At 61.3% G+C, this 12,903-nt stretch carries 13 protein-coding genes; 10 read left to right on the plus strand and 3 right to left on the minus strand.

The genetic code is table 11. The features are described 5' to 3' along the window. The first annotated feature begins 5 nt into the window (after window positions 1–5). The 4 genes from AB8A27_RS08050 to AB8A27_RS08065 are packed head-to-tail and all read left to right on the plus strand — an operon-like array spanning window position 6 to window position 2,916. Window positions 6–695 (plus strand): Fe2+-dependent dioxygenase, encoded by a 690-nt coding sequence (locus AB8A27_RS08050; protein ID WP_441241467.1) that lies wholly within the window; start codon window positions 6–8, stop codon window positions 693–695. Window positions 696–697: 2 nt separating this feature from the next. Beyond that, the gene (gene exbB / locus AB8A27_RS08055; RefSeq protein WP_441241468.1) at window positions 698–1,627 is read left to right on the plus strand and encodes a tonB-system energizer ExbB; all 930 of its coding nucleotides are present in this window, start codon (window positions 698–700) and stop codon (window positions 1,625–1,627) included. 2 nt (window positions 1,628–1,629) lie between these two features. Then, window positions 1,630–2,112, plus strand: a complete 483-nt coding sequence (exbD, locus tag AB8A27_RS08060; protein ID WP_441241469.1) for a TonB system transport protein ExbD — start codon at window positions 1,630–1,632, stop codon at window positions 2,110–2,112. 15 nt (window positions 2,113–2,127) lie between these two features. Beyond that, on the plus strand, window positions 2,128–2,916 hold the full coding sequence (locus tag AB8A27_RS08065; RefSeq protein ID WP_092151330.1) for an energy transducer TonB family protein: 789 nt from the start codon (window positions 2,128–2,130) through the stop codon (window positions 2,914–2,916). Window positions 2,917–2,929: 13 nt separating this feature from the next. Here AB8A27_RS08065 and AB8A27_RS08070 read toward each other — a convergent pair whose 3' ends face one another. From AB8A27_RS08070 to AB8A27_RS08080, 3 genes are all read right to left on the minus strand, one after another. Next, the gene (locus AB8A27_RS08070) at window positions 2,930–3,676 is read right to left on the minus strand and encodes an SDR family NAD(P)-dependent oxidoreductase (protein ID WP_441241470.1); all 747 of its coding nucleotides are present in this window, start codon (window positions 3,674–3,676) and stop codon (window positions 2,930–2,932) included. A 16-nt stretch (window positions 3,677–3,692) separates the two neighbouring features. Further along, window positions 3,693–4,427 carry an SDR family oxidoreductase gene (locus AB8A27_RS08075; RefSeq protein ID WP_441241471.1) on the minus strand — a complete coding sequence of 245 codons (735 nt, stop codon included), beginning with the start codon at window positions 4,425–4,427 and terminating at the stop codon, window positions 3,693–3,695. A 170-nt stretch (window positions 4,428–4,597) separates the two neighbouring features. Next, window positions 4,598–6,439: an IlvD/Edd family dehydratase gene (locus AB8A27_RS08080; RefSeq protein WP_441241472.1), complete on the minus strand. Its 1,842-nt coding sequence runs from the start codon at window positions 6,437–6,439 to the stop codon at window positions 4,598–4,600. 231 nt (window positions 6,440–6,670) lie between these two features. Between AB8A27_RS08080 and AB8A27_RS08085 the strand changes: the two genes are divergently transcribed. From AB8A27_RS08085 to denD, 6 genes are all read left to right on the plus strand, one after another. After that, window positions 6,671–7,738, plus strand: a complete 1,068-nt coding sequence (locus AB8A27_RS08085; RefSeq protein ID WP_092151322.1) for an ABC transporter ATP-binding protein — start codon at window positions 6,671–6,673, stop codon at window positions 7,736–7,738. A gap of 72 nt (window positions 7,739–7,810) precedes the next feature. Further along, entirely contained in the window at window positions 7,811–9,136 is a 1,326-nt protein-coding gene (locus tag AB8A27_RS08090) for an ABC transporter substrate-binding protein (RefSeq protein WP_441241473.1), read from the plus strand. Window positions 9,137–9,234: 98 nt separating this feature from the next. Next, complete coding sequence (locus AB8A27_RS08095; protein WP_441241474.1) at window positions 9,235–9,648, plus strand: RidA family protein; 414 nt, start codon at window positions 9,235–9,237, stop codon at window positions 9,646–9,648. A gap of 70 nt (window positions 9,649–9,718) precedes the next feature. Further along, window positions 9,719–10,678: a carbohydrate ABC transporter permease gene (locus AB8A27_RS08100; RefSeq protein ID WP_441241475.1), complete on the plus strand. Its 960-nt coding sequence runs from the start codon at window positions 9,719–9,721 to the stop codon at window positions 10,676–10,678. Beyond that, complete coding sequence (locus AB8A27_RS08105) at window positions 10,671–11,588, plus strand: carbohydrate ABC transporter permease (RefSeq protein ID WP_092151314.1); 918 nt, start codon at window positions 10,671–10,673, stop codon at window positions 11,586–11,588. Before AB8A27_RS08100 ends, AB8A27_RS08105 begins: the two co-directional genes overlap by 8 nt. A 173-nt stretch (window positions 11,589–11,761) precedes the next feature. After that, complete coding sequence (denD, locus tag AB8A27_RS08110; protein WP_441241476.1) at window positions 11,762–12,748, plus strand: D-erythronate dehydrogenase; 987 nt, start codon at window positions 11,762–11,764, stop codon at window positions 12,746–12,748. Window positions 12,749–12,903: the final 155 nt, after the last annotated feature.

The raw sequence follows: 12,903 nt of genomic DNA on the forward strand, positions 1-12,903 counted from the left end.
TTGTTATGCTGATCTGCATCCCTGACGTTCTGAGCAAAAGTGATGTGGCGGAGTTCCGCCGCATCATGGACGCGGCCGGTTGGGAGGACGGTCGTTCGACGGCCGGCGCGCAATCGGCACTGGTCAAACGGAACGAGCAACTGCCGCCGGACAGCGATGTGGCCCGCGCGCTCGGCAATCGCATCATCTCGGCACTGACATCAAACCCGCGTTTCTTGTCTGCCGCGATCCCGCTGCAGATATTCCCGCCGCTGTTCAATCGTTACGTCGCATCGGACGGACATCACTTTGGCGTGCATGTCGACAATGCGGTGCGCGGCGATCATCTCACCGGCATGCGTATCCGCACCGACCTGTCGGTGACCTTGTTCCTCTCCGAGCCCGAGGAATATGAGGGCGGTGAGCTTGTCATTGAAGACAATTACGGCTCACACGAGGTGAAGCTGCCGGCCGGCCACCTCGTACTTTATCCTGCTTCCAGTTTGCACCTTGTAACGCCTCTAAGGGCAGGTATGCGCGTAGCGTCTTTTTTCTGGCTACAGAGCATGATACGTGATGCTCATGCGCGCAGCATGATCTTCGATCTCGACAGCGCGATTCAGAGCCTAGTTGAACGTCTCGGAAGAGACGACCCAGAAACGGTCAAATTGACGGGCATCTATCATAATCTCATCCGCTACTGGGCCGAGGTATAAGCTTGTTTAGAACTGTTCTTAAGTCGCTGGCTGTGCTGGCAGTGGTCGCGTTTGCTTCGCCAATCATTGCGCAGCAGGCTGCAAAGCCCGTGGCGCCAGCAGTTACTCAGGCGGCTCCCGTAGCGACGCCGGCCCCGGTAGCTGCTCAACCGAGCAGCCCAGCGGTGAGCCCGGCCGCTTCGACAGCTCTTGCCAGCCCGGTGGCAGAGGCCGCGCCCCGGCCGATGGTCGCGACCGGTGAGCACGATCTGTCGCCCTGGAAAATGTTCATGGGTGCCGACATCATCGTCAAGGCGGTGATGGTGGGTCTGGCTTTCGCATCGCTCGTCACCTGGACGGTCGGCATCTTCAAGATGATGGAGCTGAGCTGGGCCATGCGTCGCCTCAAGGCCGCGCTCCGCAAGATCGGTGAAGCGCGTTCGCTGTCCGAAGCGCAGATGGCGCTCGGCGAGCGTGGGACGATCCTGTCGCGCCTGTTGGCGGCGGCGATGCGGGAAGGGCGGATGTCCGCCGGCATTTCCAGCGATGAAGGCATCAAGGAGCGCGCCGCGTCGAGCTTCGCCGAAATCGTGCGCGCTGAGGGCCGCAAGGTGCGCACCGGCATGGGCATCCTCGCGACCATTGGCGCAACGTCGCCGTTCGTCGGACTGTTCGGCACCGTCTGGGGCATCATGAACAGTTTCATCGGCATCTCGAAATCGCAGACCACGAATCTCGCCGTCGTTGCGCCCGGTATCGCCGAAGCACTGCTGGCGACCGCCATCGGCCTCGTCGCGGCGATCCCGGCGGTCATCATCTACAATCACTTCTCGCGCGTGACGAAGGCCTATATGGAAATCGTCGGCCGTGCGCAGGGGGCCGCCGGCCGTCTGCTGTCACGCGATCTCGATCGCACGCATTCGAGTTCACACGCACGCGCAGCGGCTGAATAACCATGGGTATGTCGCTTTCCGAGAGCTCCGACGACGATGATGATTTCGGTGAAAATCACGAAATCAATGTCACGCCCTTCATCGACGTCATTCTGGTTCTGCTGATCATCTTCATGGTGGCCGCGCCGCTGTCGACGGTGGACCTGCCGATCAATCTGCCGTCCTCCACAGTGACGCCGCAGAAGAAGCCGGACAAGCCGACCTATGTGAGCATCAAGCCGGATCTCGCGGTCGCGATCGGCGAGAACATGGTCAAGCGTGTCGATCTGGTGCGTCAGCTCGATGCGATGGGCGACGGCAACAAGGATCGTCCGATCTTCCTGCGCGTCGATCGCGGCGTGCCCTATGGCGAGTTCTTCGATGTGATGGAACGGCTGCGTGCCGGTGGCTATCAAAAGACCAAGCTTGTTGCACTGGAAGGTGTTCCGGATGCCGCTGCGGCATCGCCGGTGCCGGCCGCTGCACCCGATGCACCGAAGCCCTGACGTTACGGAAACGCTATGTCCGAGCTTGATGGAAAGTCGTCCTGGCGACTGTGGCTGATCGCGGCGCTTGTCGCGGTGCTGCTGCATGTCGGTGGCATCGCTGCGGCCGTGTTCGAGATGCAGCAGGAAGAGGACGACGACGGCCTCGGCGCCAATGCCATTGAAGTCGGGATGGAAATGGTGTCGCCCGATGTCGAGCCCACCGATCTTCCGCAGGGCCCGGATTCGGAAGCCTCGACTGCATCTCCGGCCGTTCAGGAGCAGAAGGCTGTCGAAAAGCAGAGTGATCTCCCCAAGGAGACGCCGCACGAGAGCGAAGAACCCGATCAGGTCGTGACCGAGAGCAAGGCGACCAAGCCGGAAGAAGAGACACCTGAAAAAGCTCAGAAGCAGCAGCAGGCGTCGCAGGAATCCGTCGCGTCGGAAGCTGCCGCGCAGCAGAAGCTTGATGATTCCAAGACGGGCGAGAAAGCGCAGGCGCAGCAGGGCGGCATCGGCACCGACAAGAAACGCCTGTCAACCATCTGGTCGAAGCAGCTCAGCGCCTATCTCGAAAAGAACAAGCGCTATCCGCAGGAGCGCCAGCAGAAGACAGCCGAAGTAACTGTGAATTTCGAGATCGACCGCGTCGGCAAGGTCCTGGCCGTGCGGGTCGTGAAAGGCTCCGGCGACGCCGCATTCGACGAGGCCGCGGTCGCCATGGTCCGCCGCTCCGACCCGCTGCCGGCGCCGCCGCCATTGATTGCCGACGACGGCCTCAGTTTCACCGTGCCCGTGATCTTCCGCGTCAAGGGCAAGGGCTGACGGGAAGGGCGACTTAGTAGGTCGCCCGTCCGCCCGAGATATCGAACACAGCGCCAGTCGAGAAGGCGCAGTCTTCCGAGGCCAGCCAGGCGGCCATCGCGGCCAGTTCCTGTACCAGCACGAAACGTCCTTTCGGAATCTTCGACAGCATGAAGTTGATGTGCTGTTCCGTCATCTGGTCAAAGATCGCCGTCTTCGCGGCAGCAGGCGTGATGGCGTTGACGTTGATCTCGTGGCCGGCGAGTTCCTTGCCGAGCGACTTGGTCAGCGCGATCAGACCGGCCTTCGATGCCGAATAGTGCGAGGCGTTCGGATTGCCTTCCTTGCCGGCGATCGAGGCGATGTTGACGATGCGGCCGTAATTCTGCTTCAGCATCACTGGCACGATAGCCTTGCAGCACAGGAACGGGCCGTCGAGATTGATGCGCATCACCTTGCGCCAGTCGTCGTAATCGATCTCCCACACCGGCTTGTTAAATCCGGTGATGCCGGCATTGTTGACCAGGATATCGATCTTGCCGAACTCTTGAAGCGTCGCCTCGCGCGCTTCATCAATTGAAGCCACGTCGGTGACGTCGACTTTGAGGGCAATCACGTCATCGCCAATTTCGCTCGCCGTTTTTACGGCCAGGTCAATGTCCTGATCCCAGATTGCCACCTTCGCACCGGAAGCGACGAAGCGTTCAGTGATCGCGCGGCCAAAGCCCTGGGCGCCGCCCGTGACCACGGCGTAGCGGCCGTTCAGATCGATCTTGTTCATGATGCAATGTCCTCGGTTACAGCGTCCATCCGCCGTCGATGATATGCGCGACGCCGGTGGTGAAGGCGCTCTCGTCGCTGGCGAGATAGACGGCGAGGGATGCGATTTCTTCGGCGGTCCCGAGGCGGCCCATCGGCTGCCGGCTGACGAATAGCTCGCGGCCATTCGGGCCTGCAGCCGCGGCGCGGTCGAGCATCGATGGCGTTTCGATCGTGCCGGGGCAGATCGCGTTGCAGCGAATGCCTTTGGTGATGTAGTCGACGGCCACGGCCCGGGTGAGGGCGGCGACGGCGGCCTTGGTTGCGCCATAGACGTAGCGGTTCGGCGCTGCCTTGAAGACACCGGCGGCGGAAGAAATGTTGACGATCGACCCATGGCCGCGCGCAAGCATGCCGGGCAGGAATGCACGGATGGTCCGGTGCATCGATTTGACGTTGAGGTCGAACGAGAAATCCCAGTCGGAATCGGAGCATTCCAGTGCTGCGCCGTGATGCACGAAGCCGGCGGCGTTGAGCAGGATGTCGATATCGCCGACCTTCTTCGCCATGGCTTCGACGGCAGCCGTATCGCGCACGTCGAGCCGCGCCGTCTCCGCCACGCCGTCCTTGGTCAAGAGCGCCACGCCCTTGTCGTCGATATCGGTGGCGATGACCGTTGCGCCTTCGCGTGCAAAGGCCAGTGCGCAGGCCCGGCCGATACCGACGGCGCCGGCGGTGACGAAGGCACGTTTGCCTTTCAGGCGGTCAGACATGAGAGTTCTCCCTGAATTCTAATTTCTTGATTGCCGTATCTAGTTCGTCATGGCCGGGCAGCGCGAAGCCAGTACTTCGCTGGATGTCCCGGCCATCCACGTCTTGGGCCGCCAAGCAAGGAAGGCGTGGATGCCCGGGACAAGCCCGGGCATGACGGCGTGTAAGTCTGCTAGTGATTATGCCGCGCCGTCCCGACCGTGCCCGCGATATCGCGATAGCGCGTTGCCAGTTCGAGACATGCGCCGGTGGCCTGCTGGCCGACGGTGTTGCGATAGAGCTCCTGCCATGGTGTCTGGTTGGCCGGGTATTTGAAGCCGCCATTGGCCATCAGTTCAGTGCGTCGCTTGCTGAACTCCTCGTCGGAGATCAGGATATTTGCCGAGCCCTTGTTGAGATCGATGCGCACCTTGTCGCCGGTTCGGAGGATCGCGAGCCCGCCATTGGCTGCCGCTTCAGGCGTTGCGTTGAGGATCGACGGCGAACCGGACGTGCCCGACTGCCGGCCATCGCCGATGCAAGGCAGCGATAAAATGCCGCGTTTGATCAGCGCCGCCGGCGGCTGCATGTTCACGACTTCCGCGCCGCCGGGATAGCCGATCGGCCCGGTGCCGCGCACGAACAGGATGCAGTGCTCATCGATATCGAGCGAGGCATCGTCGATGCGGTCGTGATAATCCTCCGGCCCCTCGAATACGATGGCGCGGCCTTCGAAGGCATTGGGATCCTTCGGGTTGACCAGATAGCGATCGCGGAATTCCTTGGAGATCACCGAGGTCTTCATGATCGCGGAATCGAATAGATTGCCGCGCAACACGAGGAAGCCGGCATCGGGAACCAGCGGCTTGTCATAGGTCCAGATGACGTCCTTGTCCGGCGCCGGAGCCGCGGCGCAGTTCTCGCCCATGGTCTTGCCGTTCACGGTGATCGCGTCCTCGTGGATGCGCTTGTGCTTCATCAGCTCGCGCACCACCGAAGGCACACCACCGGCGCGATGATATTCTTCGCCGAGATAGAAGCCGGCCGGCTGCATATTGACCAGCAGCGGCACGTCGTGGCCGAATTTCTGCCAGTCGTCGATATCGAGTTCGACGCCGATATGGCGTGCGAGTGCGTTGATATGGATCGGCGCGTTGGTGGAGCCTCCGATGGCCGAATTGACCACGATGCAGTTCTCGAATGCCTTGCGGGTCAGGATGTCCGACGGCTTGAGATCCTCCCACACCATGTCGACGATGCGCTGGCCGGTCTCATAGGCGATCTGACCGCGTTCGCGATAAGGCGCGGGAATCGCGGCGCAGCCGGGCAGGGACATGCCCAATGCTTCCGCCAACGAATTCATCGTCGAGGCCGTGCCCATGGTATTGCAATGGCCGACCGATGGAGCGGAGGACGCCACCAGCGTCATGAATTCTTCGTAGTCGATCTCGCCGGCGGCCAGCCGTTCGCGCGATTTCCACACCACGGTGCCGGAGCCGGTGCGCTGGCCTTCGTGCCAGCCATTCAGCATCGGTCCGCCCGACAGGACGATGGCGGGCAAATTGACGGTAGCCGCAGCCATCAGGCAGGCCGGCGTTGTCTTGTCGCAGCCGGTCGTAAGGACGACGCCATCGAGTGGATAGCCGAACAGGATTTCCACAAGGCCGAGATAAGCGAGGTTGCGATCAAGCGCCGCAGTCGGCCGCTTCCCGGTCTCCTGAATCGGGTGTACCGGGAATTCCATCACCAGACCACCGGCGGCGGTAATGCCTTCGCGCACGCGCTTGGCAAGTTCGAGATGATGGCGATTGCAGGGCGACAGGTCGTTGCCAGTCTGCGCAATGCCAATGATCGGCTTGCCGGACTGCAATTCGTGACGCGTCAGGCCGTAGTTCAGATAGCGCTCAAGATAGAGTGCAGTCATTCCGGGATTGTGGGGATCGTTGAACCATTCGCTCGAACGAAGTTTGCGCTTGGTTGCCTTTACAGGCGAGGTCCCCGCAGTCGGCGTGGACGAAGTCGGCTTGGTCATCATTTCTCCCGCAGCGCACACTTTACATTCTGGTGCGTCGTCTCTTTTGATTGGTCACGAATGTTTGCACGGCATTGGCTGCTTCGCAATGTTTGCATCTGCGAAGTTTTTCTACGACTATGATCCAACGACACACCGCCGAAAAAGCTGGTAGGATGTCAGACAAGTAAGAACAGGCGGCTCCGGCAATCGGAGAACGCAGTCTCGAAAATGGGACATTTGGGAGGGAAATGTATGGCGTCCGTGCAGATTCACGACGTGCGTAAGTCTTTTGGCGGTTTTGAGGTTCTCCACGGCGTATCGGTCCCCATCGAGGATGGCCAATTCGTGGTTCTGGTCGGGCCATCCGGCTGCGGAAAATCCACATTGCTGCGCATGTTGGCTGGCCTGGAGAAGATCACCTCCGGCACGATTTCGATCGGCGACCGCGTGGTCAATGACGTCCAGCCGAAAGAGCGCGACATCGCCATGGTGTTCCAGAACTATGCGCTTTATCCGCATATGACGGTTGCCCAGAATATGGGCTTTTCGCTCAAGCTGCGCGGTGCCGACAAGAGCGAGATCGATCAGAAGGTCAATCGCGCCGCCGATATTCTCGATTTGAGGCGCTTGCTCGATCGCTTTCCGCGACAATTGTCGGGTGGTCAGCGCCAGCGCGTCGCCATGGGCCGCGCCATCGTGCGCGATCCGCAGGTCTTCCTGTTCGATGAGCCGCTGTCGAATCTCGATGCCAAGCTGCGCGTCGCGATGCGGGCCGAGATCAAGGAGCTGCATCAGCGCCTGAAGACGACGACGGTCTATGTGACCCATGACCAGATCGAAGCCATGACCATGGCCGACAAGATCGTGGTGATGCAGGATGGCATCGTCGAGCAGATGGGCGCGCCATTGGAGCTCTACGATCATCCCGAGAACAAGTTCGTTGCCGGCTTTATTGGTTCGCCTGCGATGAATTTCCTCGAAGGCACGCTGAAGGTGAATGGTGGCCAGCCCTGGGTCGAGACTGCCAACGGCGCGAAGCTGCCGATCACGGCGGCGCCGGCTGCGGCCAACGATAAGTCGGTGACTTACGGCATCCGTCCTGAGCATCTCGAATTCGCCGATGACGGTATCGAGGCCGAGGTCGTGGTGGTCGAGCCGATGGGGTCGGAGACACAGGTCGTCGCACGCATCGGCACCCAGGACATCATCGCAATCTTCCGCGACCGGCGTCCGGTCGCGCCAGGCGACAAGATCCATCTCAGGCCGCGCGCGAATTCGGCGCATCTGTTCGACAAGGAGACCGGCAAGCGCGTCAACTGACGCGCTTTTGCAGACATCAATTTCAAAACATTGGTCGATCAACGAACCAATATTACAGGGAGAAGACGAAAGATGACTGGATTTACACCGGATCGCCGATCTCTGCTCAAGGGCGGCGCGATCACGCTGGCTGCCGCGGCGACCATGTCCGCGGACCAGTTGCTGGGCTATGCAAAAGCGTGGGCGCAGGCCTCGCAGTGGAAGCCGGAACCCGGCGCCAAGATCAACCTGCTGCGCTGGAAGCGCTTCGTCGAAGCCGAAGATGTGGCCTTCATGAAGATCGTCGACGCCTTTCAGAAGGCGACCGGCGTCACCATCACCGTCTCCAACGAATCCTACGACGACATTCAGCCGAAAGCCTCGGTCGCGGCGAATACCGGGCAGGGCCTCGACATGGTCTGGGGTCTGTACTCGCTGCCGTTCCTGTTCCCGACCAAGTGCATGGACGTCACCGATGTCGCCGACTATCTCGGCAAGAAGAATGGCGGCTGGGCCGAGTCCGGCAAGCAATACGGCATGTATAACGGCAAGTGGATCGGCGTTCCGGTCGCTGCGACCGGTGGCCTCGTGAACTACCGTGTCGCTGCTGCGGAAAAGGCCGGGCACAAGACGTTCCCGAACGATCTGGGCGGCTTCGCCGATCTCGTGAAAGGCATGAACAAGAACGGTACGCCGGCCGGCATGGCGCTCGGCCACGCGTCGGGCGACGCCAATGGCTGGGTGCACTGGGCGCTGTGGGCCCATGGCGGCAAGCTGATCGACAAGGGCAACAAGGTCACGATCAATTCTCCGGAGACTGCGAAGTCGCTGGAATATGTGAAGGGCCTTTATGACAACTTCATTCCCGGTACCGCCTCGTGGAACGACTCGTCGAACAACAAGGCGTTTCTCGCAGGCCAGCTGCATCTGACCACCAACGGTATCTCGATCTATGTGACGGCGAAGAAGGAAGCCCCGGCGATCGCCGAAGATATGAACCACGCGCATTTGCCCGTCGGTCTGGATGGCAAGCGGCGCGAGCTCCATCTGGGCTTCCCGATCCTGATCTTCTCCTTCACCAAATTCCCGCAGGCCTGCAAGGCGTTCACCGCCTTCCTGATGGAGCCCGAGCAGTTCAATCCGTGGGTCGAGTCGGCCCAGGGCTACCTGTCGCCGTTCCAGCTTGCTTTCGAGAAGAATCCGATCTGGACCGCCGATCCGAAGAACACGCCATATCGCGACGTGGCTTCGACGGCAACGACCCCGGCCGGCGAAGCGCAGATGAGCGAGAACGCGGCGGCGGCGATCGCCGACTTCGTGGTCGTCGACATGTACGCCAATTACTGCACGGGCCGCGAGGACGTGAAGACCGCGATGTCGTCTGCCGAGCGCGCGGCGAAGCGGATCTTCCGCGGCTAAGGACGACCTTGCCGGCGCGGAGCGACCCGCGCCGGCAACTCTCCGGAGCAGCCGTGAATCTCGTTTCACAAAAGGCTGCCTGAACGATGGGAATGCGAATGCCTGAGATCGACTACAAGACTGTTCTCCCGGAAGGCTGGACGCGGCCGCGCGGTTTTGCGCATGCGGTGGTGGCCGGGGGCACGCGGAGCGTCCGCATCTCTGGCCAGCTCGGCAAGCAGAACGGGCAGGGCGAGGTCGCCGAAGGATCCGACTTCGGGACGCAGTGGCGCTACGCAATGGAGAATCTCGTCACCGTGCTGAAGGCGGCGGGCGGCGAGCCCAGGCAGATCGTGATGCTGCGCGCCTATGTCACCGACATCAACGCGTTCAAGACGTCCGGCGCCGCCATCGGCGAAGCCTGGGGCGCGACGCTCGGCAAGCATTTTCCAGCAATGACACTGGTTCAGGTTTCCGCCCTGATCGATCCGCACGCACGTATCGAGATCGAGGGCGAAGCGATCCTGCCGTAACCGGATAGTGATGCATGACTGACTGCACGACATTCGAACACCGCCGATATCCGACTGGAGTTGCCTTGCGATGACCACGATCCAGACATCGATGCCGGGAGTGGGGAAAGTGATCCCCAAGTCCTCGGCCTGGGACCGGCTGCGGGTCAATCGCAACTGGCTCGCATTGTGGTTCATGCTGCCGGCCGCGGCATTCCTGCTGCTGTTTCTCGCTTACCCGCTGTTCCTCGGCGTCTGGATGAGCTTCACCGACGATCGCATCGGCCGCGGTGGCGTGTTTGTCGGCCTCGAGAACTACGAATGGCTGCGTGACGACAGCATCTTCTGGCTCTCGGTGTTCAACACGCTGCTCTATACGCTCGTGGCGTCAGCCATCAAATTCGCCGTCGGCCTCTATCTCGCGCTGCTATTGAACCGCCACATGCCGTTCAAGGCTCTGATCCGCGCCGCGGTGCTGATCCCGTTCATCGTGCCAACGGTACTCTCGGCCATCGCCTTCTGGTGGATCTACGACTCGCAGTTCTCGATCATCTCGTGGTCGCTGATCAAGCTGGGCCTGATCGACCACAATATTAACTTTCTGGGCGACAGCAACTGGGCACGTGCCAGCGTGATCTTCGCCAATATCTGGCGCGGCGTGCCGTTCGTGGCGATCACACTGCTGGCCGGTCTGCAGACCGTGTCACCATCGCTCTATGAAGCGGCGACACTGGATGGCGCCACGTCGTGGCAGCGCTTCCGCTTTATCACCTATCCGCTGCTGACGCCGATCATCGCGGTCGTCATGACCTTCTCGGTGCTGTTCACGTTTACTGACTTCCAGTTGATCTGGGCGCTGACCCGCGGTGGTCCGGTGAATGCGACGCATCTGATGGCGACGCTGAGCTATCAGCGCGGCATTCTCTCGGGTCGCCTTGGCGAGGGCGCAGCCATCGCCACCGCCATGATCCCGTTCCTTCTGGCAGCCATCGCCATTTCCTGGTTCGGCATGCAACGCCGCAAGTGGCAGCAAGGCACTGACAATGACTGATCACGCCGTCGATCACCGCACAGCCGTCGCGCCGACCGTCGAAAAAGACGATCACAGCGAGGGCATGGCCTATCTGGAGTCGGTGCCACGCCGCATCGTCACCCTCTACATCCCGCTGTTCATCATCGTGGTGATCCTGCTGTTCCCGTTCTACTGGATGGCGCTCACCTCGATCAAACCCGACGAACAATTGATCGACATGGAACGGTTCAATCCGTTCTGGGTGATCAAACCGACTTTCAAGCACATTCAAAAGCTGCTGTTCGAAACCAATTATCCGCAGTGGCTCTGGAACACGATGTATGTGGCGGCGGCTTCGACATTCCTGTCGATCGTCGCCAGTGTACTCGCCGCCTATGCCATCGTGCGGCTGCGCTTCCGAGGCGCCGAGACGGTCGGTGCGCTGATCTTCATGGCCTATCTCGTGCCACCGTCGATCCTGTTCATCCCGCTGGCGTCGGTTATCCAGGCTTACGGCCTGTTCGACTCGCCGCTGTCGCTGATCCTGGTCTATCCGACGCTGCTGATCCCGTTCTCGACCTGGCTCCTGATGGGCTATTTCAAGACCATCCCGTTCGAGCTCGAAGAGTGCGCGCTGATCGACGGCGCCTCGCGCTGGCAGATCCTGGTCAAGATCGTCATCCCGCTGGCGGTGCCGGGCCTGATCTCGGCCTTCATCTTCTCGTTCACGCTGTGCTGGAACGAGTTCATCTATGCGCTCACCTTCCTGCAATCGACCCAGAACAAGACCGTGCCGGTGGCCATCGTCAACGAGTTCGTTGACGGCGACATCTACAAATGGGGCTCGCTGATGGCCGGCGCGCTGGTTGGCTCGCTGCCTCTGGTGATCCTGTATGCGTTCTTCGTCGAGCATTACGTGTCGGCGATGACGGGCGCGGTGAAGGAGTAGCCACAACTCCGTCGTTCCGGGGCGCGAGCGCCGCTTGGCGATCGCGAAACCGGAACCTCGTCACAATAAGTACTCCGGACAAACACTCCGGGATTCCGGGTTCGCGCATCGCAAGCGCGCTGCACGCCCCGGAATGACCGCCAAGAACCAAGATCAAGAAAAGGAAACCTCCCTTGCATATCCTCATCCTCGGCGCCGCCGGCATGGTTGGCCGCAAGCTCACCGAACGTCTGCTGAAAGACGGCCGTCTCGGCAATCGCGACATCACCCGCATGACCCTGCAGGACGTGGTGGCGCCGGCGAAGCCCGCGGGTGCGTCGATTCCGATCGAATTGGTGACGTCGGACTTCGCTGATCCTAGGACCGCTGCGCCGCTGGTCGCCCACAAACCGGAGGTGATATTCCATCTCGCCGCCATCGTGTCAGGGGAGGCGGAGGCCGATTTCGACAAGGGCTATCGCATCAATCTCGACGGCACGCGTTACCTGATCGACGCCATCCGCTCCATCGGCGGCGGCTACAAGCCACGCCTGGTCTTCACCTCGTCCATCGCGGTGTTCGGCGCGCCGTTCCCCGACAAGATCGGCGACGAGTTCATTCACACGCCGCTGACCTCCTATGGCACCCAGAAGTCGATCTGCGAAATGCTGATCGCCGACTATACCCGCAAGGGCCTCCTGGACGGCATCGGCATCCGCCTGCCGACCATCTGCGTCCGTCCGGGCGCGCCGAACAAGGCTGCATCCGGTTTCTTCTCCAACATCATCCGCGAGCCGCTGGCCGGCAAGGAAGCCATCCTGCCGGTGTCCGAGGATGTCCGCCACTGGCACGCATCACCACGCTCTGCCGTGGGCTTTCTCGTCCACGCCGGCACCATGGACCTCGAAGTCATGGGGCCACGGCGCAATCTCAGCATGCCCGGCATGTCGGTCACCGTCGGCGAGCAGATCGCTGCGCTGGAGCGCGTCGCCGGCAAGAACGTCGTCGCCCGTATCAAGCGCGAGACCGATCCGGTCATCACTGGCATCGTGTCGGGCTGGCCGCGCGATTTCGACACTGCGCGCGCGCTGAAGCTCGGCTTCACCACAGCCGAGAAAACCTTCGACGACATCATCCGCATTCATATCGAGGATGAACTCGGCGGCAAATTCGTCGATTGAAGTCTTGAACGCTCTCCCGCCTCGCGACGCTTCGCTTCGACGGGCGGGGAGCGCTCGCCAAGCACGCCAAGCCCGCTGCGAAGCTCACCGTTCCAGCCCGCTGGAAAGGGATAGCCCTCATGCTCACAAAGCAGTGCACGCGGGCTGATTTTCCT

The sequence above is a fragment of the Tardiphaga sp. 768_D3_N2_1 genome, from assembly GCF_052076105.1.
Taxonomy (GTDB): Bacteria; Pseudomonadota; Alphaproteobacteria; order Rhizobiales; family Xanthobacteraceae; genus Tardiphaga.